The sequence below is a fragment of the Cellulosimicrobium cellulans genome (assembly GCF_042723955.1).
GTDB lineage: Bacteria > Actinomycetota > Actinomycetes > Actinomycetales > Cellulomonadaceae > Cellulosimicrobium > Cellulosimicrobium cellulans_H.
In genome coordinates this window covers 57,357-79,533 of the sequence record NZ_JBHXIC010000005.1, presented here as the reverse complement: position 1 = coordinate 79,533, position 22,177 = coordinate 57,357, and the positions used below count along the sequence as shown (strand labels likewise).

The following is a 22,177-nucleotide window of genomic DNA, read 5'->3' as shown; positions in this document are numbered from 1 at the left end:
CGTGGCGGCCCCGGTCCCGGCCCCCGTGCTCGAGGCGCGCGCCCTGCGCGTCGGCTACGCCGACGTCGCCGTGTGCGCCCCGGTGGACCTCACCGTCCAGCCCGGCGAGCTGGTCGTCGTCATCGGCGCGAACGGCAGCGGGAAGTCGACGCTCCTGCGCACGCTGCTCGGCCTGCAGCCCCCGCTCGGCGGCACGGTGCGGGCCTTCGGCCGCGTCGTCGACGAGCGCGAGCGGGACTTCCGCGCACGCGTCGCGGGCGTGCTCGACGACGACGCGTTCTTCCCCGCGCTCACGGTGCGCGAGCACCTCGTCCTCGTCGCGCGCGGGCACGGCGTGGCCGGGGCGGGGTCGGCCGTGGACGCGCTCCTGGACCGGTTCGGGATCGCGGAGCAGGCGGCGTCGCTGCCGTCGGCGCTCTCGTCGGGTCAGCGGCGCCGCTTCCTCCTCGCCTCCGGCTTCGTGCGGCCCCGTGAGCTGCTCGTGCTCGACGAGCCGGAGCAGCGCCTCGATCCCGGGATGCGCGAGCGGCTCGCGGGGCTGCTCGTGGACGACGCGCGCAGCGGCGTCGCAGTCCTCCTCGCCACGCACGACCCCGACCTCGTCGCGCGGACCGGCGCGCGCGGCCTCCTGGTCGGCGACGACGCGTGCGTCGCGCTCGACCCCGCGGACACCCACGACGCGCTCCTGGCGGTGCGCTGACGGTGACCGGCCCGCACCCCGACGGACCTCCCGGAGAGTCCCGCCGCGCGAGCCGCGACGACGGTCCCGACGTCGCGGTGGACATGCCGCGGACGGACCCGGGCGAGCTGCTCACGGGTCGCGAGCTGCGCCGTCTGACCGCGCGCGCCGCCGCGGCGCGGGCCGACGCGGGCCCGGGGGAGATCGTCGTCGACGTCGCCTACGCGGTGGTGTCCGTCGCGCTCGCGACCGGCTGGGTGATCGGGCTCGCCTCGATGCTGCGCTCGACCCTGGACCCCGGCTCGGCAGCAGGCGGAGCGCCCGTGCTCGGCCCGGGCGCGATCCAGGCACTCGGGACGGCCGCGCTGCTCGCGTTCCTCACGGGGACGGCCGTGCGCCTCGGCCCGGTGGGCGCGGGCAGCGCGGGCGTGCGCTGGTGGGTGCCCAGTCCGGCGGACCGGCGCGGGCTCGTCTCGCCGTCGTTCGTCCGCGCGGTGCTCCTGGGCGGCGTGCTGGGCGCGGTCGGGACGGTCGCCGTGTCGGTCGCCGCCGGGCTCGAGGCGACGCCCGCGCTCCGGGCGGCGCTGACGGGCGGCGCGGTCGGGCTGCTGCTGGTGTCCGTCGCGGGACTCGTCCAGCCGTTCCCCCGGGCGGCGGGCGCCCTCGCCCGCGCGAGCGACGTCGCGGTCGCGGCCGTGCCGGTCGCGGGCCTCGTGCTCGTCGTCGTCGGCCACACCGGGCTGCCCGCGCTCGCCGCGCCCCCGCTCGTGGCGGTCGGGCTCCTCGCGGTCGCCGCGGTGCTCGTGCTGCGCTGGTGGCGCGGGCTGGAGTCGCTCGGCGCGACCGTCCTGCGCGCGCAGAGCTCGGTCGCGGACCAGGTGGGCGGCGCCGTGCTCTCGTTCGACACGCGCGACCTCGGCCGCGCCCTGCGTCGTGCCGGGGCGGCCCGGGTGCGCGTCCGGCGCCCGCGCCGGTTCGCCGCGGTGCGCGGCGCGTTCGGCGCGGTGGTGGCCGCCGACCTCGTCCTCCTCGGGCGCAGCCCGTCCGCCCTCGCGCAGCTCGTCGGCCTGGGAGCGCTGACGGTCGTCGCCCAGCAGGTCCCGGGCCTCGGTTCGGGGTTCGGCCTCTTCGCGGTGCTGGTCGTCGCGGGCCTCGGCGCCGCCGTGCTCGGCGCCGAGGGGGCGCGCACCGCGGAGATGGCGCCCGTCGTCGACTCCCTCGTGCCGCTCGCCGCGCGCTGGACCCGGCTCGCGCGCGCCGTCGTCCCCACGCTCACGGCCGCCGTGTGCCTCCTCGCGGGTGCGGCGCCGCTGGTGGTCGCGACGGGAGACGCGCGCTGGGTCGCGCTCGGCGCGCTCACGGCCGTCGTGCAGGGCTCAGCCGCCGTGCGCAGCGCCTACCGCGAGCCGCCCAACTGGGGCGGCCCGCTGCTCGCGACGCCCGCGGGCGGCGTCCCCACGGGCGCCGCCGCCGTGCTGCGCAAGGGGCCGGACGTCGCGGTCCTCGGCGCCGTCCCTCTGGGCGTGGCGCTGCTCGTCGGCGCTCCCGGCTGGGGTGCGGTCGTCGGGCAGGCGCTCGCGGCGGTGGTGGCGCTCGCGGTCGCGACCCACGTGCGCGGGGTGCGCTGACCTCGACCTTCGTCGAGACACTCTTCCCGGCGCGACGTCCAGCACGCCGGGCCCGTGCTCTGCGTGGGGATCGCGGTCTCGGCGCCGGTGGTCCTCAGACGGCCGCCGGCGCCTCGACGACCCGGCCGTCCGCCAGGTGCACGCGGGCGTCGACCGGGTCGAGGGTCGCCTCGTCGTGCGTGACGAGCAGGGTCGCGGCGTCGAGCTCGCGCGCGAGCCGGACGACGAGCTCCACGACCTGCACGCCGCGCTCGTGGTCGAGCGCCGACGTGGGCTCGTCGACGAGGAGCACCTGCGGGTCGTTCACGAGCGCCCGGGCGATCGCCACCCGCTGGCGCTGGCCGCCCGAGAGGTGCTCCGGTCGGCGGTCCGCGCGGTCCGCGACGCCCACCGCGTCGAGCAGGGCGAGCGCGTGCGTGCGACGTGACGAGGCGGGTCGGCCACGCAGGTGGCTCATGAGCTCGAGCTGCTCGAGCACGGTGAGGGACGCCACGAGCTGCGGCTGCTGGAAGACGATCCCGATGCGCTCGCGGCGCAGGGCCGCCGCCCGGTCCGCCGCACGCCGCGCCCGGCGGCGGGGCCCGAGCGCGGCCCGCGGCGCACCGGGAGCGTCGTCGGCCGCGTCGAGCGGCGCGCTGACGACGTCGTCCCCGACCCGCACGACGCCGGATGTGGGCGGCGTGAGGGTCGCGGCGACGGCGAGCAGGCTGGACTTGCCGGCGCCGGAGGGGCCGAGCAGCGCCGTGGTCGTACCCGACGGCACGGTGAGCGTGACGTCGTCCACGGCGACGAGGACGCCGTCGCCGTCGGGGTACGCGAGGCGGATGCGGTCGAGCGTGAGGTCCACGGGGTGCTCCTGGGGGTCTCGGGTCTCGGGTCTGGGGGATGTCGGGGGGACGGGTTCGGTGCGGGCGAGGGCGGCCGGACGCCGGTCAGCGCGCGGCGAGGGCGGCGTGCGGGTCCACGCGCGCGACCCGCGTCACGGCGAGCACCGCGCCGAGCCCGCCGAGGGCGACGAGCACGACGGCGGGGACGAGCGTCGTCGAGACGTCGACGACGACGGGCATGACGCGCGCGGCGAGCAGGCCGGCCCCGGCCGCGAGCGCCGTGCCGAGCCCGACGCCGACGCCGAGCACGACGCCCGCCTGGCCGATCGCGTCGCGCAGGAGATAGCGCGTCGAGGCGCCCAGTGCCCGCAGCACGGCGACGTCTCCGGCGCGCTGGATGGTCCAGACCGTGAAGAACGCGCCGACGACGAGCGCGGAGATGGCGAGGAGGAACACCTGCATGAGGGTCAGCGAGAGGTTCTCGGCGGTGAACGAGGAGATGGCCGAGCGCGCCTCGCGCGGCGTCTCGGTGACCGTCCCGAGCTCGGCGTCGGCCGCGGCGAGCGCGTCCGCCGACGGCGGGTCGTCGCCGAACCGCAGCGCGACGACGGTCGCGGTCGGGCCGTCCTGAGCGTCGTCCGCTGCGGCGCCACCGCGCGCGCCGACCGCTTGCCAGTCGTCGAGCGAGACCCAGACGACGGGCGTGTGGGCGAAGTCCGCCTCGCCGTCCGCGACCGCGGCGACGGTCAGGTCGAGCGTGCCGGCGGTGACGCGGTCCCCGACGTCGGCGCCGAGCGCGTCGGCGGCCCCGCGGGAGAGCACGACGGCGCCGGGCGCGACGTCCGCGCCGTCGACCGCCGCGCCTGGCACCAGGCCGGAGCCCGGCCGGACGCCGAACGCGGTCACGGCCCCGGTCGTCTCGCCGGAGGCCCGCACCGTCGCGACGCCGAGAGGCTCCGCGGCACTCACGCCGGGGACGGCGACCCAGGAGTCACGCTGGTCCGCGGTGACCTCCGACTCGGTGAAGGTCGGCGAGGCCCCCTCGGCCGGGGGCGCGAACGCGACCCGGTCCACCGGCAGGTCCGTCACGGCGGACGTGCTCGCACGGCCGAGGCCCGCCGTGAGCGCGGCGAGGAACGCGACGAGGAACGTGATGAGCGCGACGACCACGATCATGAGCGCGAAGCGCCCACGGGCATGGCGCAGGTCGCGCAGGGCGAGGAACACGGGACGGCCTCCGAGGGTCGGGACGGCTGGGGCAGGCGGGTGCGCGGCGGGCGACGGACGCCCGTCACCGCTCCCGACCACGGTCCCGCGGCGCGGCCCGTCCCGGATCGTCGCCGCGGTCGGTCCCGCGTCGCCGCGGGGTGGAGCCCCGCATCGACCGTTCGGACGATGCCGCGTCGGGGTGGCGTGGCTAGGGTGTCGCCGTGATCCCGGCCGCGTCCTCGACCCCTGTCGCGCCCGTCGGGCACGGCGCGCGCGTCGTGCCGGCGGCCACCCGGTGGCTGCGCCGCGGCCTGGACGTCCTTCTCGTCGGCCTGCTCGCGCTGTCGCTCGCCGGTGCTCTTGCCACGGCGGGCACGGTGCGGGGCGTCGTCGCCGTCGTGCTGTGCGCCGCGCTGCTCGTGCTCTACGTGCTGGGCCGGCGCCGCCTGCCGATCCCGGACGACGTCGAGGCCCCCCGGGGCGCCTGGTGGCCCGCGCGCGCGTGGGTGACCGGGCTCGTCGTGCTGTGGGTCGCGCTGTGCCTCACCTCGGTCACGGCGGTGTGGGTCGCGTTCCCGCTGATGTTCGTCGCGATGCACGTGCTCGGCCCGCGGCGCGGCCCGGTCGCCGTCGGCGTGATCGTGCTCCTCGTGGTCGCGGTCATGGTCGCGATCACCGGGAACGTCCTCGCGCTGCCGTTCGTGCTGGGTCCCGCGATCGGCGGGGCCGTCGCGGTCGTCGTCGTGCTCGCGCTCGAGGCGGTCGTGCGCGAGTCGCAGGAGCGCCAGCGCACGCTCGACGAGCTCGTCCGCACGCGCGACGAGCTCGCGACGGCCGAGCGCGAGCGCGCCGTCGCGGGCGAGCGGGAACGGCTCGCGCGCGAGATCCACGACACGCTCGCCCAGGGCTTCTCCTCGGCCGAGCTGCTCCTGCGCGCCGCGCAGACCGCGCTCGACGACGGCGACGTGGCCACCGCGCGCGGGTACGTCGAGCAGACACGGGACGTCGCGCGGCACAACCTCGCCGAGGCGCGCCGCGTGGTCCGTGCGCTCGCGCCCGCCGACCTCGCGTCGTCGAACCTGGTCGACGCCCTGCGCCGCAACGCGGCCCGGTCCTCGGGTCGTGCGGGCGGCGGCGGGCCGGACGTGGTCGTGCGGGTGAGCGGGGACGCGGTGCCGCTGCCGACCGACGTCGAGGCCGCCCTGCTGCGCGTCGCGCAGTCCGCGCTCGCCAACGTCGAGCGGCACGCGGACGCGTCCCGCGTCGCGGTCACGCTGAGCTTCCTCGCGGGCGCGGCGCCGGGGAAGGAGGCGGTCGCCCTCGACGTGGTCGACGACGGCCGCGGCTTCGACCCGGACGGACTGCCCGAGCCGTCCCCGGACGGGGCGGGCGGGGCCGCGGGCGGGTTCGGGCTCGTCGCCATGCGCGCGCGGCTCGCGGAGCTCGGCGGCACGCTGTCCGTGGAGTCCGCGCCGGGCGCGGGCACCGCGGTCGCGGCCTGGGTGCCGCTCTCACCCGCCGAGGACGAGGAGGAGCGATGACCGGTCCGGCCGTCGTCGACGTCGTGCTGGCGGACGACCACCCGGTCGTGCGCACGGGCCTGCGCGCGGTGCTCGAGGCCGAGCCGGACGTGCGCGTCGTCGCCGAGGTCGGCTCGGCCGAGGAGCTCCTCGCGCGGCTGCGCGGCGGGCTGCGCGCCGACGTCGTGCTGCTCGACCTCCAGTTCGGCCCGGACCGGCTCGGGGGCGTCGACGCGGTCCGGGAGATCGTCGCGGCCGGTGGCCCGGCCGTGCTCGTCGTGACGACCTACGACACCGACGCCGACATCCTCGCGGCGGTCGAGGCGGGTGCGCGCGGCTACCTGCTCAAGGACGCCCCGACGCACGAGCTCGTGGCCGCCGTGCGTGCCGCCGCGGCGGGCGAGGTCGCGCTCGGTCCTGCGGTCCAGCGACGCCTGCTCGGGCGCCTGCGCAGCCCCGGCACGGCGCTCACCGCGCGCGAGCTCGAGGTGCTCGCCCTCGTCGCCGAAGGACGTACCAACGACGAGATCGCGCAGGCGCTGTTCCTGTCGCGCGCGACCGTGAAGACCCACCTCGTGCACGTCTACGACAAGCTCGGCGCGCCCTCACGCACCGCGGCGGTCGCCGAGGCCCGGCGGCGCGGCCTCCTCCGCGGGTAGCGGACGGACCCCGCCGAGGGCGGGTACGTCGTCGGCCGCCGCGTGTCACGGCACCGGCCGCGCGCCCTCCCTCCGGGTGAGCGGCGCCGTCGTGCACGGCGTCCGTCGCGGCCGCGTGATCCCCGGGCCGCAGTCCAGGGGCGGTCGCACACGCCCCTGCGCGAGCGCGAGCCGCCCGCGGGGGCGCTCGGTGGCCCGCCGCGCGGGCCGCACGACGACCTCCCACAGAGAGGCAGAGCCATGGAGGCTCAGCAGCACGCGGCGCCACCCGGCGCAGGCACCATCGCCGAGACGGTGGTCGACGACGTCGCCCCCGACGCGGTCGACCAGGCGTCCACCCCGGTCGGCCGGACCGTCCGGAGCGTCGGTCACGGCTCGGCCGTCGCACCCGACGGCGCCGTGGTCGGTGCGGACGCGCACGCGGACGTGGACCCCGCGGAGTCGAACGCCCCGCTCCTGCCCGCGGCCGAGGCCGCGGTCGCCCGGGACCACGAGCTCCACCGCTACGACTCCACGACCGCGTTCGACTACCTGTTCCCGGAGCTCGCGGAGAGCTTTCCCGCGTTCCACCTGCCGGTCGGCGACGGCGCGACGACGGCCACCGTCGAGGCGCTCAAGGCGCTCGGGGCGTCCATGGTCGCCCGGCCGGTCGCCCCGCCCGGGCAGCCGCCGCGCGACCTCAACTCCCACGTCCCGGCGGTGTACACGTACTGGGGCCAGTTCATCGACCACGACATCACGCTCAACACGAACGGCCCGGACACGACGGCCGGCCGGGACGGCGACCAGGCGCTCGGCGACGTCGACGCCGTCCCGTTCCAGGTCTTCGCGCCGCGCGTCGTCGTGCGCTCGCTCCACAACGGGCGGCACCCGGCGCTCAACCTCGACTCGCTCTACGGGAGCGGCCCGGTGTTCGCGGGGGAGCGCGGCTACCGGACCACCCGCAGCGAGGCGTCCTACGTCCCGGGGTCCGCCAAGCTCCGGCTCGGGCGCATCTCCACCGAGCCGCTCGTGATCCCGGGCGGGCCGTCGTTCACGCTCGTCGAACCCGGCGGCGACGCCCAGCGCGACCTGCCGCGCGACGAGCAGGGGGCACCGCTCGTCCCGGACGGGCGCAACGACGAGAACCTCGTCGTGGCGCAGTTCCACCTCGCGATGATCCGCTTCCACAACGCCGTCGTGGACTGGGTGGACGACGTCGAGCCGTGGACGCGGCACACCGGCGGGGAGCGCGGCGTCTTCGAGCGCGCGAGCCAGCTCGTGCGCTGGCACTACCAGTGGCTCGTGGTCAACGACTACCTGCGCACCCTCACCAGGCCGGGGATGCTCGACGCGACGCTCCTGCGCGACACCTCGTTCTTCCGGCCCCGTTACCCGATCTCGATGCCCCTCGAGTTCGCCGTCGCGGCGTTCCGGTTCGGGCACTCGATGATCCGCGACACCTACGACTTCAACGTCAACTTCACGGGGCCGCCGCCGCGGAACGCGAGCCTCGTCCAGCTCTTCCAGTTCACGGGGAACGGCGGCAGCCTGGGCGCCGGCCCCGCGGGCGTCCCCGCGCTGCCGTCGAACTGGCCGATCGAGTGGGCACGGTTCGTCGACAAGGGCGACCCCTCGCCCTTCCGGGCCGCGGAGAAGATCGACACGTTCCTCGCGCCGAGCCTCGGCACCATGGTCAAGGAGGGCGCGCTGCCGCCCGAGCCGCCCGCGCACACGCAGGCCCAGCTCGTGGCGAGCGCGCTGCAGAAGCAGCTCGCGCAGCGCAACCTGCTGCGCGGCTACATGCTCGCGCTGCCCACGGGCGAGGCCGTCGCCACGGCGCTCGGCGTCACCCCGCTCACCCCGGCCCAGCTCGAGGACCGGGCCGGCGACGACGTGAAGCAGGCGCTCGCGGCCCTGCGGGACGGCGACCACGGCGGCACCCCGCTGTGGTACTACGTCCTCAAGGAGGCCGAGCTCCAGGGCAACGGGAGCTTCCTCGGCGAGGTCGGCAGCCGCGTGCTCGCGGAGACGTTCGTGTACCTGCTGCGCCAGGACGACACGTCCTACGTCCGGGCGAGCAACCACTGGACGCCGGCGCAGGGCGTGCACTTCGAGGACGGGTCCCTCGTCCTCACCCTGCCGGACCTGCTCCGGTTCGCGGGCGTGCTGCCCGACGCGGCGGGCCGGTTCCGCGGCGACGGGACGGCCGGGCACGACGGGGCCTGAGCGCTGCGGGCGGTGCGGCCGCGCCGTCGGCGGCGGTGCGCTCGAACGACGACCGCACCGCCCGTCGCCGGCGGTGCGGTCGTGCGCTGGTACGATGGATGCGCCGTCTGACCGGCCGCGGATCCAGAGAGCCCGGGAGAACCGTCCCCGGCGCACCGCGCAACGAACCCGAAGGAGAACCGTGCCGCTCGACACTGCCACGAAGCAGCGCATCATGACCGAGTACGCGACGAGCGAGGGCGACACCGGTTCGCCCGAGGTCCAGGTCGCGCTCCTCACGCAGCGCATCAAGGACCTCACCGAGCACCTCAAGGAGCACAAGCACGACCACCACAGCCGTCGTGGTCTGCTCCTCCTCGTCGGCCAGCGCCGTCGCCTGCTCGGCTACCTGCAGAAGGTCGACATCAACCGCTACCGCAGCCTCATCGAGCGCCTCGGTCTGCGTCGCTGACACGACACCGCCAGCCCGGTCCCTGCGGGGACCGGGCTGGTCTGGTGTGATGTACCTGTCACACCACGGCTGACACCTTCAGCCGACACCACCCACACCGCGCCGCCGGCCTCTCGTTCGGTCCTCGGTAGTGGCTCACGGACCCCACGGCCCCGTCTCGGACGGAGCCGGTACGGGAACCGCCGTGGACCTCGATCGAAGACCGCCGAGCGTCGAGTGCGACCGGAGCCCCGCGCCACGCGCGCCGGGGCACGGACCGGAACCCTCGACAGGGCTACCCGGGCGGCGCTTCGAGAAAGGGAGGGCACCCGTGGAGGGTCCCGAGATCCAGTTCGCCGAGGCCACGATCGACAACGGTCGCTTCGGCACCCGCACCGTCCGGTTCGAGACCGGGCGCCTCGCGCGTCAGGCCGCCGGCTCCGTCGCCGCGTACCTCGACGACGAGACCATGCTCCTGTCGGCCACGACGGCCGGCAAGCACCCCAAGGACCAGTTCGACTTCTTCCCGCTGACGGTGGACGTCGAGGAGCGCATGTACGCCGCGGGCCGCATCCCCGGCTCGTTCTTCCGCCGCGAGGGCCGCCCCTCGACGGACGCGATCCTCGCGTGCCGCCTCATCGACCGCCCGCTGCGCCCGCTGTTCGTCAAGGGCCTGCGCAACGAGGTCCAGGTCGTCATCACGGTCCTCGCGCTCCACCCGGACGACGCGTACGACACGCTCGCGATCAACGCCGCCTCGGCGTCGACGCAGATCTCCGGCCTGCCGTTCTCCGGCCCGGTCGGCGCGGTCCGCATCGCGCTCGTCGACGGCCAGTGGGTCGCGTTCCCCAAGTACTCCGACAAGGAGCGCGCGGTCTTCGACATGGTCGTGGCCGGGCGTGTCGTGGGCGACGACGTCGCGATCGCGATGATCGAGGCCGAGGCCACCGACGGTGCCTGGGGCCTCGTCAAGGACGAGGGCGTCGGCGCGCCGACCGAGGAGGTCGTCGCCGAGGGCATCGAGGCGGCCAAGCCGTTCATCAAGGCGCTGTGCGACGCGCAGTCGGCGCTCGCGGCCCAGGCCGCGAAGCCGGTCAAGGAGTACCCGGTCTTCCTGGACTACCAGGACGACGCGTTCGCCGCGGTCGAGGCCGAGGTCTCCACCGACCTGCGTGCCGCGCTCGCCATCGCGGACAAGCAGGACCGCGAGAACCGACTCGACGAGATCAAGAACGAGATGGTCGGCAAGCTCCAGGCCGGGTTCGACGGCCGCGAGAAGGAGCTCTCCGCCGCGTACCGCTCGCTCCAGAAGAAGCTCGTGCGCCAGCGCGTGCTCACCGAGGGCGTGCGCATCGACGGCCGTGGGCTCGCGGACATCCGCACCCTGTCGGCCGAGGTCGAGGTGCTCCCGCGCGTGCACGGCTCCGCGCTGTTCGAGCGTGGCGAGACCCAGATCATGGGCGTCACCACGCTGAACATGCTCCGCATGGAGCAGCAGATCGACTCGCTCGGTCCGGAGACGCGCAAGCGCTACATGCACAACTACAACTTCCCGCCCTACTCGACCGGTGAGACCGGCCGCGTGGGCAGCCCCAAGCGCCGCGAGATCGGCCACGGCGCGCTCGCCGAGCGTGCGCTCGTGCCGGTGCTCCCGAGCCGCGAGGAGTTCCCGTACGCGATCCGTCAGGTGTCCGAGGCCCTCGGCTCCAACGGCTCGACGTCCATGGGCTCCGTGTGCGCCTCGACGCTCTCGCTCCTCAACGCGGGCGTGCCGCTGCGCGCCCCCGTCGCGGGCATCGCGATGGGTCTCATCTCCGACACGGTGGACGGTGAGACCCGCTACGCGGCGCTCACCGACATCCTCGGGGCCGAGGACGCGTTCGGCGACATGGACTTCAAGGTCGCCGGTACCCGCGAGTTCGTCACGGCCATCCAGCTCGACACCAAGCTCGACGGCATCCCCGCCTCGGTGCTCGCCGGTGCGCTGACCCAGGCGCGCGACGCGCGCCTGACGATCCTCGACGTCCTCGCCGAGGCCATCGACGTGCCCGACGAGATGTCCCCGAACGCCCCGCGCGTCATCTCCGTGAAGGTGCCGGTCGACAAGATCGGCGAGGTCATCGGCCCGAAGGGCAAGATGATCAACCAGATCCAGGAGGAGACGGGCGCGGACATCTCCATCGAGGACGACGGCACCGTGTACATCGGTGCCACCGACGGCCCGTCGGCCGAGGCCGCCCGCGCGGCGATCAACGCGATCGCCAACCCGCACGTCCCGGAGATCGGCGAGCGCTTCGTCGGCACGGTCGTCAAGACGACGTCGTTCGGCGCGTTCATCTCGCTCTCCCCGGGCAAGGACGGTCTGCTGCACATCAGCCAGATCCGCAAGCTCGTGGGCGGCAAGCGCGTCGAGAACGTCGAGGACGTGCTCTCCATCGGCCAGAAGGTCCAGGTCGAGATCGGCGAGATCGACCCGCGCGGCAAGCTCTCGCTGCACGCCGTGGTCGAGGAGGACGCCGCGGCGGACGCTGACGCTCCCGCGACCGAGGGCGCGGACGCCTGACGTGCCCTGGGACCTCCCGCTCGTCCCGGCGGGTGACGCCGGGGCCGAGCTGACCGCCGGGCAGGACGGCGCGACGATCCGTCGCTCCGTCCTGCCCGGCGGGGTCCGCGTGCTCACCGAGTCGATGCCGGGCCTGCGCTCGGCGACGATGGGCGCGTGGGTCGGCGTCGGCTCGCGTGACGAGACCGACGGCCACTTCGGCTCGACGCACTTCCTCGAGCACCTGCTGTTCAAGGGCACCGCGCGCCGCTCCGCGATGGACATCGCCGAGGCGTTCGACGCCGTCGGCGGCGAGGCCAACGCCGCGACGGGCAAGGAGCACACGTGCTATTACGCGCGCGTGCTCGACGCCGACCTGCCCATGGCGGTCGACGTCATCGCCGACATGGTGACGTCCGCGCGCCTGGACCCCGACGAGCTCGAGACCGAGCGCGGCGTGATCCTCGAAGAGCTCGCGATGAACGACGACGATCCCTCGGACGTCGTGCACGAGGAGTTCGCGGCCGCCGTGCTCGGGGGGCACGCGCTCGGCCGCCCCATCGGTGGTACCCCGGACACGATCAACGCCGTCCCGCGCGACGCCGTCTGGGAGCACTACCGCTGGCACTACCGCCCCGAGACGCTCGTCGTCGCGGCGGCGGGCGGTGTCGACCACGACACGCTGGTCGCCCAGGTGGGCCAGGCGCTGCACGACGGCGGCTGGTCGCTCGACGCGGGCAGCGCGCCGCGCGCGCGGCGCGACCCGGCCGACCCCGCCCTCGCGGGCGTCGGGGCGGCGGGCGTCGAGCTGTCGGTGCACCGGGCCGTGGAGCAGGCGAACGTCGTCATCGGCGGCACGGGCCTGTCCGCGACCGACGACCGCCGCTTCACGCTCTCCGTGCTGAGCGCGGTGCTGGGCGGCGGCATGAGCTCGCGCCTGTTCCAGGAGATCCGCGAGAAGCGCGGCCTCGCGTACTCGACGTACTCGTTCGCGTCCGGCCACGGCGGCATCGGCACCTTCGGCCTCTACGCCGGGTGCGCGCCGTCGAAGGTCGACGAGGTCACGGCCCTGCTGCACTCCGAGCTCGACCGGCTCGCGGACGACGGCATCACCGGCGCCGAGCTCGACCGCAGCATCGGCCAGCTCTGCGGCGGCATGGTGCTCGGGCTCGAGGACTCCGGCTCGCGCATGAGCCGGCTCGGCAAGGCCGAGCTCGTCTACGGCGAGCTCCTGAGCGTCGAGGAGTCGCTCGACGCGGTCCGCTCGGTCACGGCGGACGACGTGCAGAAGCTGGCGGGCGAGCTCGCCTCGCGGCCGCGGGCGCGGGAGCGCGGCGGGCCCGGCCGCCGCGGGAGAAAAGCGCCCCCCCGCGGCGCCCGGGCGGGGGGGGGGGCCCCGCGAGCGGGGGCGCGCGGCGCGGGGGCGGGCGGTGGGGCGTGTCACCCGTCCCTGGCGCCTCACCACACCCCCCCCCGGCGCGGGCCGCGGGCCGCCCGCCGCGCGCGGGCGCCCCCCCCCCGTCGTGCTGTGTGCAGACCCACCGCCCGGTGGGACGGACGCGGCACCGGTCCGCCCGCCCACCGGCGATAGGGTGACGGTCGTGAGCGACCAGAGCATCCCTGCGCCCGAACCCGCCCCGACCGCCTCCCGGCAAGAGCCCGGTCGCCCGCTGCGGGTCGCCGTCCTGGGCGCCGCGGGGCGCATGGGCACGACCGTCTGTGCCGCCGTCGAGGGTGCGACGGACCTCGAGCTCGTCGCGCGCCTCGACGCGGGCGACGAGGTCACGGTCTCCACGCTCGGCGGCGCGGACGTCGCCGTCGACTTCACCGTCCCGTCCGCGACCGAGGCGAACGTCCACGCGCTGATCGACGCGGGCGTGCACGCCGTCGTCGGGACCACGGGCTGGACGGAGGAGAGCCGCGGGCGCGTCGTCGCGCACCTCGGTCGCGCCGCCGCGGCCGGCGCACCCGGGCTGGGCGTGCTCATCGCGCCCAACTTCGGCCTCTCGGCCGTCCTCGCGATGACGTTCGCCGCCAAGGCCGCCCGTTACTTCGAGTCGGCCGAGGTGATCGAGCTCCACCACCCCGACAAGGTGGACGCGCCGTCCGGCACGGCCCGGCACACCGCAGCGGCGATCGCCGCGGCACGCGCCGACGCGGGCGTCGCGCCGAGCCCCGACGCGACGGAGACGGGCTGGGAGGCGCGCGGCGCCGACGTCGACGGCGTGCGCGTGCACGCGGTGCGCCTGCGCGGCCTCGTCGCGCACGAGGAGATCCTCTTCGGCAACACGGGCGAGCAGCTCGTCATCCGGCAGGACTCGTTCGACCGCGTCTCGTTCATGCCGGGCGTCCTGCTCGCGGTCCGCGAGGTCGTCGGCCGGCCGGGGCTGACCGTCGGGCTCGAGAACGTGCTGGACCTGGCGTGAGCGCTCCCGGCGGTCCGGTCGGTCCCGACGCCGACGGCAGCGACGACGGCCGTCCGGAGAGGGTGACCGGGCGGTCGCGCGCCGCCCGGCCCTGGAAAGCGATCGTCGGCGCGGTGCTCGTGACGATCCTGCTCGGGCTCTACGTGTGGCAGGTGGCGGGGCGTGCCGCCGCGCTCATCGGCACGGGCGAGCCGGTGGCGATGGTGATCGGCGCCGGCGTGCTCGTGCTGCCCCTGCTCGTGGTGGGGCTGGTCGGACGCGAGTTCCTGCTCGCCGGCACCGTGCAACGCATGGCCGACCACCTCGCCGCCCAGGGCCGGCTGCCGGTCGACGACCTCCCACGCTCGCCCGGCGGGCGCATCGATCGGGAGGCTGCCGACGCGGCGTTCGGCCGCTACCGCGACGCGGTCGACGCCGACCCGCAGAGCTGGGAGGCCTGGTACCACCTCGCGTTCGCCTACGACGCGGCGCGCGACCGCCGTCGGGCGCGCGAAGCGCTGCGCAAGGCGGCGGCGCTCTACCGTGCCCGTCGCTGACCGGGGCGGTCCACGACGCGCGAGGTAGCCCGCCTGACGGGCTACCTCACGCATGGTGGTGCATCTCGGCAGGTCAGAGGCTGGTCCAGCAGTAGAGCCGGTGGCCCGCGTCGTCCGCCTGGACGCACAGGGTCGCGAGCCGGCGCAGGGCACCGGCCAGGTCGGCGGGGTCGGAGCCTTCCAGCTCGTCGGTGGCGGCCCAGCGCACGGCGACGGCGTCGAGGTCGGTCGGGGTCGCCGCGGCGAGCACCGTGACGAGTTCCGCGGTGACCGCGACGACCCACGGGCCCTCGTCTCCCGCGCTCGCGACGAGCTCCCCGTGCCGGGGGTCGCGCTTCGCCTCGGCGTACGGTCGGTCCGTGAGGAGGCCCGCGAGCGTGCCCAGCACGACGAACGGGTCGATGCCCTTGAGCTCGACCGTGGGAAACACCGGCTGGTTCGTCAGCGGGTCGGGGCTGCTGGGGCCCGTACGTGCCGCGCTCCCGGCCTGCGCGTCGTCAGGAGCGGTGAAGTAGTCGGTGAGGATGCCCATGGCCGTCGATCCTCGCAGGTCAGGTGCGCGGACGGGTCACGACGGTGTCACGGGTGCGTGACGAACAGGGACCGGACCCTCAGATCTCGGCGGTCCAGCGCCGCTCGACGACGTCGCGCACCCCGGTCGCGAGGGTGCGGGTCCGCCCGTCGGGCCCGAGCCCGGCCCCGGCGAGGAACGCCTCGCGCGCGGTGTCGCCGTCGAGCACCCACGTGACGACCTCCTCCGCGCCGTCCCGCCGCAGCCGGTCGACCGCGGCCGACAGCAGGCGCGACCCGTGCCCGCCGCGCTGGTGCCGCGGCTCCACCTCGAGCGCGAGGACCTGTCCGGGCGCCACGGCGGCGAACCCGACGACGTCCGCGCCCGCGCACGCGACGAGCACGCCGAAGCCGGGACCCGGGGGAGAGGAGATCGCGGCGGCCCACTGCTCGCGCATCCGCACCGTGTCGAGCGCGTCGAGCACGTCCTCGCCGAGGACCTCCTCGTGCGACGAGCGCCACGCGCCCACCTGGATCGCGGTCATCGCGACGTCGTCGCCGGGCACGGCAGGGCGGACCGAGACGTCGGCGGTCTCGCGGAAGAGGCTCACGGGTTCACCCTACGAGACCTCTGGGGTCCATCCGGCCGGAATCAGCCCCAGCCGAGGGCGCGCAGGCCCGCGGCCGTGGCGGCGGCGAGGACCACCACGACGATGAAGGGCGCGCGCAGCGCGAGCGCGACCGCCGCGACGCCGAGGGCGGGCAGGCGCGCGTCGACGACCAGGGCCTGCCCGTCGCCGACCGTCTGCACCGCGACGAGCGCGGCGAGCAGCGCGGCGGTCACGAGCGCCGCCGTGCGCGCGACGCGCTCGTCGGCGAGCCAGTGCTCGGGCACGAGGTGCCCGGCGAGCTTGAGCGCGAAGCACACCGCCGAGGCGGCGAGCACGACGACCCAGACGGTCGCTGACGTCATGACGACTCCTTCTCGGGGCGCCCGTCGGCGGACGGTGCCGACGACCCGCCCGACGGGTCGCGTCGGCGCCGCGCGTCCACCTGCCCGATGACGATCGCGACGACGGCCGCGGCGAGCACCGGCACGCCGCCCGGCGCGACCGGGATGAGCAGGACCGCGACGAGGACGGCCGCGGCCGCGGCGAGCTGCATCGCCCGTGCCGCGAGCCGGGGCCACAGGAGGGCGAGGAACGCGGCCGCCGCGGCGGCGTCGAGCCCCCACGCGCGCGGGTCGCCGAGCGCGTCGCCGGCGAGCGCCCCGACGAGCGTCATGGCGTTCCACAGCACGAAGATGCCGACGCCCGTCCACCAGAACCCCGCCCGGACGGCGCGGCGCGAGCGCTGGGCGGTCGCGACCGCGGTCGACTCGTCGATCGTGAACTGCGCCGCGACGACCTTGTGCCACGACCGCAGCGCGAGGAGCGGGCCGAGCTGGGCTCCGTACAGCGCGTTGCGGACCCCGAGGAACCCCGCGGTCGCGATCGCCGCGGTCGGCGCGCCGCCGGCGCCGACCACGCCGATGAGCGCGAACTGCGACCCGCCCGAGAACATGAGCAGGCTCAGCGCCATCGTCTGCGCGACGTCGAGCCCCGCGACCACGGACAGCGCGCCGAACGAGATGCCGTACAGGCCCGTCGCGACGGACACCGACACGGCCTGGCGTACCGCGGCGCGGACCTCGTCCTCGACGGCCTGCTCGACGGCGCCCTCCACCTCGATGGCGTCCCCGGTCTCGGCGTCGAGAGCGGCGTCGGCGTCGGGGCGCGGGACGTCGTCGGGCCGGCTCATGCGTGCGGGTCGGCCGGGCCCTCACCCGCCGCGGCGGCGTTCGCCGCGCGCTGGTGCGCCGTGAGGGACATGCGGTCGATCGCCGCGAGCGCGAGCGCGGACACGACGAACGCGAGATGGATGATCGTCTGCCACATCATCTGCGACGGCGTGTAGCTGGCGCTGTCGATGAACGTGCGCAGCAGGTGGATCGACGAGATGCCGATGATCGACATCGCGAGCTTCGTCTTGAGCACGTTCGCGTTGACGTGGCTGAGCCATTCCGGCTGGTCCGGGTGGCCGTCGAGCCGGATGCGCGAGACGAACGTCTCGTAGCCGCCGACGATGACCATGATGAGCAGGTTGGAGATCATGACGACGTCGACGAGCCCGAGGACGGCGAGCATGATCTCCTCCGCGCCGAACGCGTGCTGGACCATCTCGTGGGTCTGGGGGTCCTCGGTCATGTGCTCGCCGGTGAACCCGCCGACGATGAGGTGCCACAGCTCCTTGAGGAACTGCCAGACGTAGACGACCTGGGCCACGATGAGGCCGAAGTAGAGCGGTGCCTGGAGCCAGCGGGACGCGAAGATCATGTACCCGACGGTCGTGACGCGGGCGCTGGGCGAGGGGACGTTCGGGCTGGTGGTCGACGCGGGCGACGAGGGCACGGGCGTGGGCTCTCCGGGAGTCGGTGGCAGGGGAGCGTCAGGCTACCAACGCCGGGTGACGGCGCGACGGCGCCGGTCACGGCCGGTGCGACGGGTCCTCGCGGGTCAGAGCGCGACGTACACGGTCTCGAGGTACTCCTCGAGGCCCGCCTCGCCGCCCTCGCGGCCGAGACCCGACTGCTTGACGCCGCCGAACGGCGCGCTCGCGTCGGACACCATGCCGCGGTTGATGCCGATCATCCCGGCCTCGACCTCCTCGGACACCCGCACGGCGCGGTCGAGCGAGGACGTGTACGCGTAGGCGGCCAGCCCGTACTCGGTCGCGTTCGCGAGCGCGAGGCCCTCGTCGTCGTCGCCGAACGCGACCACGGGCGCCACGGGCCCGAAGATCTCCTCGGTGACGACGCGCGCGTCGGGGTCGACGCCGGAGAGCACGGTCGGGGCGTAGAAGTACCCCGTGGTCCGCGGCCGGTCGGCGCCCGTGAGGACCTGTGCGCCGCCGTCGGACGCGGCGTCGACGAGCTCGGCGACCTTGTCGACGGCCTTCGCCTCGATGAGGGGGCCGACCTGCGTCCCGTCCTGCGCGCCCGGGCCGACCCGCAGGTCCTCGAACGCGGCGGCGAGGCGCTGGGCGAACTCGCGCGCGACGGCGTCGTGCACGAGGAAGCGGTTGGCCGCGACGCAGGACTGGCCCGCGTTGCGCAGCTTCGCGACGAGCGCGCCCTCGACCGCGGCGTCCAGGTCCGCGTCGGCGAACACGAGGAACGGCGCGTTGCCGCCGAGCTCCATCGACGTGCGCAGCACCTGGGGCGCCGCCTTCTCGAGCAGCGTGCGCCCGACGGCCGTCGAGCCCGTGAAGGACAGCTTGCGCAGGCGCTCGTCGGCGAGGAGCGGCTCGGTGACGTCCGCGGCGCGCGACGACGGAACGACGTTGACGACGCCGGTCGGCAGCCCGCGGTCGGCGAGCTCGGACCGGATGACCTCGGCCACGAGCGCCGTCGTCAGCGGCGTGAGCCGTGCGGGCTTGATCACGACGGTGCAGCCGGCCGCGAGCGCCGGGCCGATCTTGCGCGTCGCCATCGCGATGGGAAAGTTCCACGGCGTCACGAGCAGCGCAGGCCCCACGGGCCGGCGGAAGACGAGCTGCCGGTTGCCCCCCGCCGGTGCCGTGCGGGCGAGGCCCTCGGCCCGCACCGCCTGCTCGGCGTACCAGCGCAGGAAGTCGGCGCCGTAGAGCACCTCGGCACGCGCCTCCGCGAGCGGCTTGCCGCACTCGGCCGTGATGAGCGCGGCGACGTCGTCGGCGCGCGCGACGACCCGGTCGTAGACGGCGCGCAGCACCTCGCCGCGCTCCCGCGGAGGCGTCGCGCGCCACGCGGGCGCCGCCCGGTGCGCGGCGTCGAGGGCGCGCAGGGCGTCGGCCGGGCTCGCGTCGGCGACGTCGAACAGGGACTCCTCCGTGGCCGGGTCCTCGACCTCGAACGTCCGGCCGCCCTCGGCCGGTCCCCAGTGGCCGTCGACGAGCAGCCCCGTGGGCACGTGCGCGACGAGCGCGGGGGAGAGGTTCGACGTCGAGGCGGGGCGGGACATGCTCCGAGTATCGCCCTCGGGGTCGCCGGGACGCACCCGGGCGGCGGGCGCGCGCCGCGCTCCCAGGCCTGGACGGGCGCGGTGCGGGGACGCGCCGCACGGTAGTTTGTGCACATGGTCCTTCCCGCCACCCCCGCGCGCCCGTTCGGCGCGGTCCTCACCGCCATGGTCACCCCGATGACGCCCGACGGCGCCGTCGACCTCGCGGCGGCGGCCCGGCTCGCGAAGCGCCTGGTGGACGACGGGAACGACGGTCTGGTGCTGAGCGGCACGACGGGCGAGTCGCCCACGACCCACGCGCCGGAGAAGCAGGACCTCGTGCGGGTCGTCGTCGACGCGGTCGGCGACCGCGCGGCGGTCGTCGCCGGTGCCGGGTCCAACGACACCGACCACGCCCTGCGCATGGCGGAGCAGGCGGCCGAGGCCGGGGCCGACGGGCTCCTCGTCGTCTCGCCCTACTACTCGCGCCCGAGCCAGGAGGGCGTGCACCGGCACGTGACGGCGATCGCCGACGCGACCGACCTGCCCGTCATGCTCTACGACGTCCCCGGGCGGACGGGCGTGCGGATCGCCCCCGCGACGTACGCGCGGCTCGCGGCGCACGAGCGGGTCGTCGCGAGCAAGGACGCGACGGGCGACGTGTACGCCGCGGCCAAGCTCGCGGCCGCGACCGGGCTCGCGTTCTACAGCGGCGACGACGGGCTGCTGCTGCCGTTCCTCGCCCACGGCGCGGCCGGCATCGTCTCCGTCTCCGGGCACGCGGTGGCCGGGCCGTTCGCCGAGGTCGTGCGCCGCTTCGACGCGGGCGACCACGCGGGCGCGCTCGAGGTCTTCCTCGCCACGACGCCCGTCATCGACGCGCTCAACGGCGCGGGCTTCCAGGCCGTGATGGCCAAGGCCGCCGTCGAGCTGCTCGGCGTCACCGACAACCGCTTCCTGCGCCTGCCGAACGTCGCGGCGACCGAGGACGACGTCGCGCTGGTCCGCGACGCCCTCGCCGCCGCGGGCGTGCTCGTCGGCGCGAGCGCCGCGGCGGCCACCGCCGCACCCACGAACTAGCGAGGGCAGGAGCCCTCGAAACCCCCGGCTCAGCCACGACAGGAGGCCCCGTGAGCCATCCCCACCCCGAACTCTCCCTGCCTCCCGAGCTCCCGACCGGAGGGCTGCGCATCGTCGCCCTCGGCGGGCTCGGGGAGGTCGGCCGCAACATGGCCGTCCTCGAGTACGACGGGCGCCTGCTCGTCATCGACTGCGGCGTCCTCTTCCCCGAGGACAACCAGCCCGGCGTCGACCTCATCCTCCCGGACTTCGACTACATCGCGGACCGGCTGGACGACATCGAGGCGATCGTCCTCACGCACGGCCACGAGGACCACATCGGCGCCGTCCCGTACCTGCTGCGCCTGCGCCGCGACATCCCGCTCGTCGGGTCGCAGCTCACGCTCGCGTTCGTCGAGGCGAAGCTCAAGGAGCACCGCATCTCGCCCGTGACCCTCGCGGTCAAGGAGGGGCAGGTCGAGCAGCTCGGCGTGTTCCGCTGCGAGTTCGTCGCCGTGAACCACTCGATCCCCGACGCGCTCGCGGTCGCGGTGACGACCGGCGCCGGGACCGTGCTGCACACCGGCGACTTCAAGATGGACCAGCTCCCGCTCGACGGGCGCATCACCGACCTGCGGGCGTTCGCGCGCCTCGGCGAGCAGGGCGTCGACCTGTTCATGGTCGACTCGACCAACGCCGAGGTCCCCGGGTTCGTCACGCCCGAGGTCGAGATCGGACCGGTGCTCGACAACGTCTTCGCCGCGTCGGAGAAGCGCATCATCGTCGCGTCGTTCTCCTCGCACGTGCACCGCGTGCAGCAGGTCCTCAACGCCGCGCACCACCACGGGCGCCGCGTCGCACTCGTCGGACGCTCGATGGTCCGCAACATGACCATCGCGGCCGAGCTCGGCTACCTCCACGTGCCCGAGGGCGTGCTCATCGACCTCAAGAAGGTCGACTCCCTGCGCGACGACGAGACCGTGCTCATGTGCACCGGGTCGCAGGGCGAGCCGATGGCCGCCCTGTCGCGCATGGCCAACGGCGACCACAAGGTCCAGGTCGGCCACGGCGACACGGTGATCCTCGCGTCGTCGCTCATCCCGGGCAACGAGAACGCCGTCTTCCGCATCATCAACGGGCTCACGCGCCTCGGTGCGAGGGTCGTGCACGGCGGCAACGCCAAGGTGCACGTGTCCGGGCACGCGAGCGCGGGCGAGCTCCTCTACTGCTACAACGTGCTCAAGCCCAAGAACGTCATGCCGGTGCACGGCGAGGTCCGCCACCTCGTGGCGAACGGTGCGCTCGCGGTCCGCACGGGCGTCCCCGCGGACCGGGTCGTGCTGGCCGAGGACGGCGTCGTCGTCGACCTCGTCGACGGCAAGGCGTCGGTCGTGGGCGCGGTGCCGTGCGGGTACGTGTACGTCGACGGGTCGAGCGTCGGCGAGATCACCGACGCCGAGCTCAAGGACCGGCGCATCCTCGGCGAGGAGGGCTTCGTGTCCGTCTTCGCCGTCGTGGACTCCGCGACCGGCAAGGTGCTCGCGGGACCCCAGATCCTCGCGCGCGGGTTCGCCGAGGACGACAAGGTGTTCCAGGACATCCAGCCGGAGGTCGTCAAGGCGCTCGAGGACGCGATCGCCGGCGGCGCGACCGACACGCACCAGCTCCAGCAGGTCATGCGCCGCGTCATCGGGCGGTGGGTCTCCAACCGCCTGCGGCGCCGACCGATGATCGTCCCGGTGGTCGTCGAGGCCTGACGCGGGACGTCTGACACGCCACAGGCCCCCTCAGGGGCGTCGGTGGCGCGAGAAGTGGGAAGTGGGGGGGGGCGCCCGGGGGGGGGGGGGCGCGGGGGGCGGGCGGGGGGCGGGCGGGGCGCCCCCCCCCGGGGGGGGGCCGCGCCGCGCGCGGTAATAGAAAAAAGA

General features: G+C 75.3%; 19 protein-coding genes and 1 pseudogene. 12 read left to right on the top strand and 8 right to left on the bottom strand.

The window, feature by feature from the left end; translation table 11 throughout:
• The first annotated feature begins 1 nt into the window (after window position 1).
• Together ACFWH7_RS02845 and ACFWH7_RS02840 are read left to right on the top strand one after the other, a co-directional pair.
• Window positions 2-700, top strand: coding sequence for an ABC transporter ATP-binding protein (locus ACFWH7_RS02845; protein ID WP_378214914.1), 699 nt, complete (start codon window positions 2-4; stop codon window positions 698-700).
• A 2-nt stretch (window positions 701-702) separates the two neighbouring features.
• Window positions 703-2,307: a DUF6297 family protein gene (locus ACFWH7_RS02840; RefSeq protein WP_378214913.1), complete on the top strand. Its 1,605-nt coding sequence runs from the start codon at window positions 703-705 to the stop codon at window positions 2,305-2,307.
• A gap of 94 nt (window positions 2,308-2,401) precedes the next feature.
• Here ACFWH7_RS02840 and ACFWH7_RS02835 read toward each other — a convergent pair whose 3' ends face one another.
• Window positions 2,402-3,154 carry an ABC transporter ATP-binding protein gene (locus ACFWH7_RS02835; protein WP_378214912.1) on the bottom strand — a complete coding sequence of 251 codons (753 nt, stop codon included), beginning with the start codon at window positions 3,152-3,154 and terminating at the stop codon, window positions 2,402-2,404.
• 85 nt (window positions 3,155-3,239) lie between these two features.
• Window positions 3,240-4,361: an ABC transporter permease gene (locus ACFWH7_RS02830; protein WP_378214911.1), complete on the bottom strand. Its 1,122-nt coding sequence runs from the start codon at window positions 4,359-4,361 to the stop codon at window positions 3,240-3,242.
• A 203-nt stretch (window positions 4,362-4,564) separates the two neighbouring features.
• Between ACFWH7_RS02830 and ACFWH7_RS02825 the strand changes: the two genes are divergently transcribed.
• From ACFWH7_RS02825 to ACFWH7_RS02790, 8 genes and pseudogenes are all read left to right on the top strand, one after another.
• Window positions 4,565-5,884: a sensor histidine kinase gene (locus ACFWH7_RS02825; RefSeq protein ID WP_378214910.1), complete on the top strand. Its 1,320-nt coding sequence runs from the start codon at window positions 4,565-4,567 to the stop codon at window positions 5,882-5,884.
• Window positions 5,881-6,522, top strand: coding sequence for a response regulator transcription factor (locus ACFWH7_RS02820; RefSeq protein WP_378214909.1), 642 nt, complete (start codon window positions 5,881-5,883; stop codon window positions 6,520-6,522). Before ACFWH7_RS02825 ends, ACFWH7_RS02820 begins: the two co-directional genes overlap by 4 nt.
• Window positions 6,523-6,762: 240 nt before the next feature.
• Window positions 6,763-8,730, top strand: a complete 1,968-nt coding sequence (locus ACFWH7_RS02815) for a peroxidase family protein (RefSeq protein WP_378214907.1) — start codon at window positions 6,763-6,765, stop codon at window positions 8,728-8,730.
• 181 nt (window positions 8,731-8,911) lie between these two features.
• Entirely contained in the window at window positions 8,912-9,181 is a 270-nt protein-coding gene (gene rpsO / locus ACFWH7_RS02810) for a 30S ribosomal protein S15 (RefSeq protein WP_021479897.1), read from the top strand.
• A 310-nt stretch (window positions 9,182-9,491) separates the two neighbouring features.
• A complete protein-coding gene (locus ACFWH7_RS02805) occupies window positions 9,492-11,723 on the top strand; it encodes a polyribonucleotide nucleotidyltransferase (RefSeq protein WP_378214906.1) in 2,232 nt (743 codons plus the stop codon).
• Window position 11,724: 1 nt separating this feature from the next.
• Window positions 11,725-13,044 (top strand): annotated as a pseudogene (locus ACFWH7_RS02800) (M16 family metallopeptidase); the annotation flags it as partial.
• Window positions 13,045-13,372: 328 nt separating this feature from the next.
• The gene (gene dapB / locus ACFWH7_RS02795) at window positions 13,373-14,128 is read left to right on the top strand and encodes a 4-hydroxy-tetrahydrodipicolinate reductase (RefSeq protein WP_378214935.1); all 756 of its coding nucleotides are present in this window, start codon (window positions 13,373-13,375) and stop codon (window positions 14,126-14,128) included.
• Window positions 14,129-14,190: 62 nt separating this feature from the next.
• On the top strand, window positions 14,191-14,664 hold the full coding sequence (locus tag ACFWH7_RS02790) for a hypothetical protein (RefSeq protein ID WP_378214933.1): 474 nt from the start codon (window positions 14,191-14,193) through the stop codon (window positions 14,662-14,664).
• A 73-nt stretch (window positions 14,665-14,737) separates the two neighbouring features.
• Here ACFWH7_RS02790 and ACFWH7_RS02785 read toward each other — a convergent pair whose 3' ends face one another.
• The 6 genes from ACFWH7_RS02785 to ACFWH7_RS02760 form a co-directional block, all read right to left on the bottom strand.
• Window positions 14,738-15,196 (bottom strand): hypothetical protein, encoded by a 459-nt coding sequence (locus tag ACFWH7_RS02785; RefSeq protein WP_141389633.1) that lies wholly within the window; start codon window positions 15,194-15,196, stop codon window positions 14,738-14,740.
• Between the two features lie 79 nt (window positions 15,197-15,275).
• On the bottom strand, window positions 15,276-15,785 hold the full coding sequence (locus ACFWH7_RS02780; RefSeq protein WP_378214905.1) for a GNAT family N-acetyltransferase: 510 nt from the start codon (window positions 15,783-15,785) through the stop codon (window positions 15,276-15,278).
• 41 nt (window positions 15,786-15,826) lie between these two features.
• Window positions 15,827-16,147 carry an AzlD domain-containing protein gene (locus tag ACFWH7_RS02775; RefSeq protein ID WP_047232680.1) on the bottom strand — a complete coding sequence of 107 codons (321 nt, stop codon included), beginning with the start codon at window positions 16,145-16,147 and terminating at the stop codon, window positions 15,827-15,829.
• Window positions 16,144-16,974 (bottom strand): AzlC family ABC transporter permease, encoded by an 831-nt coding sequence (locus tag ACFWH7_RS02770; protein ID WP_378214904.1) that lies wholly within the window; start codon window positions 16,972-16,974, stop codon window positions 16,144-16,146. Before ACFWH7_RS02770 ends, ACFWH7_RS02775 begins: the two co-directional genes overlap by 4 nt.
• Window positions 16,971-17,549: a TIGR00645 family protein gene (locus ACFWH7_RS02765; protein WP_378214903.1), complete on the bottom strand. Its 579-nt coding sequence runs from the start codon at window positions 17,547-17,549 to the stop codon at window positions 16,971-16,973. Before ACFWH7_RS02765 ends, ACFWH7_RS02770 begins: the two co-directional genes overlap by 4 nt.
• 180 nt (window positions 17,550-17,729) lie before the next feature.
• Complete coding sequence (locus tag ACFWH7_RS02760) at window positions 17,730-19,214, bottom strand: NAD-dependent succinate-semialdehyde dehydrogenase (protein WP_378214902.1); 1,485 nt, start codon at window positions 19,212-19,214, stop codon at window positions 17,730-17,732.
• 114 nt (window positions 19,215-19,328) lie between these two features.
• Between ACFWH7_RS02760 and dapA the strand changes: the two genes are divergently transcribed.
• The gene (gene dapA / locus ACFWH7_RS02755; protein WP_378214901.1) at window positions 19,329-20,273 is read left to right on the top strand and encodes a 4-hydroxy-tetrahydrodipicolinate synthase; all 945 of its coding nucleotides are present in this window, start codon (window positions 19,329-19,331) and stop codon (window positions 20,271-20,273) included.
• A gap of 50 nt (window positions 20,274-20,323) precedes the next feature.
• The gene (locus ACFWH7_RS02750) at window positions 20,324-22,009 is read left to right on the top strand and encodes a ribonuclease J (protein WP_378214899.1); all 1,686 of its coding nucleotides are present in this window, start codon (window positions 20,324-20,326) and stop codon (window positions 22,007-22,009) included.
• Window positions 22,010-22,177: the final 168 nt, after the last annotated feature.